The organism is Photorhabdus sp. RM323S, from assembly GCF_042879375.1.
Lineage (GTDB): Bacteria > Pseudomonadota > Gammaproteobacteria > Enterobacterales > Enterobacteriaceae > Photorhabdus > Photorhabdus tasmaniensis.
The window spans coordinates 1-925 of the sequence record NZ_JBHFKZ010000164.1; the positions used below are offsets into that span (position 1 = coordinate 1).

A 925-nucleotide genomic window follows, 5' to 3' on the forward strand; every position below is an offset into this window, starting at 1 on the left:
CTGCATGTCACCCCGGTGAGAACCGGCGAACCGATGCTTGTCAGCGGATTCTGGCGAAATGACAGCCAGCCTGACAAACAGTATTTCTTTGTTCAGGGCGCAACTGCCTTTGATATTCAGGGCGCAGAGCCGGGGACAACGGTATGGCATCTGATACGGGAAGCAGAAAATAGGAATGAGTAAATTGCCGAAGTTGCTGTTGTTATTCTCGTCACCCTTGCCGTCGCTGCGGCGCTGATTGCACTGGTGGAAATTTTAACTGCTGCCGCAGCGGTCAGCGCCGCAACATTAGCGGCTGTCCTTGCAACATTGGCGAGTGTCACATTCGCCACCGCCTCATAATGAACGGAGAGAATATGGATACTCATGATTATTTTTCCCAGTTGAGATCACAACTGACCTCTTTTCTTTTTATTAATGGAGATGAACTGACCGTCTCCCGCTTGGGTATCTCAATTACCCTGTTTTTTAAACAGGGTTACACCCAGGAGAAAAAGCAACGCATTCTGGCCTGCTATCGCCGTTTTCGCGAAGAATTTGGCACCCATCTGCGTTTTCATAGCCATTCACTGCAAGGGTTAAGCAAATATTCACCGGAAAATATTATTAAGATAGAGGACGGTATTCTCGCCAGGAAAAAAAATCAGCCTTGTGGTTGGGTCGTCAGTGATGCCAAAAATGAAGATGAAGCGCCTCATTATCTGATGCGTTATCTGGGTTCCGATGAAGATGATGGTGATGACAGTAGCTCCTACCTGAGTCTGGTGCTGCCCTGGGATTATCTAAAGGAACAAGAGGGTATGGCTCGCTTTATGGCCTGGCTGGACTTTCTGTGTGAACAGCTTGAGCCTGACAGTGGGGACTGTGGTTACTGTCTGGTTTTACCCAGAGATTACCATGACTATTTTCCCCTGGAGTACCAGCT

General features: G+C 48.3%; 1 protein-coding gene and 1 pseudogene. Both read left to right on the forward strand.

Annotation, left to right across the window (positions count from 1 at the left end):
• Nucleotides 1-183: pseudogene (locus tag ACGF7G_RS22455) on the forward strand (hypothetical protein); the annotation flags it as partial.
• 173 nt (nt 184-356) lie between these two features.
• On the forward strand, nt 357-925 hold a 569-nt coding region (locus tag ACGF7G_RS22460), incomplete at its 3' end, for a type VI immunity family protein (RefSeq protein ID WP_387468498.1).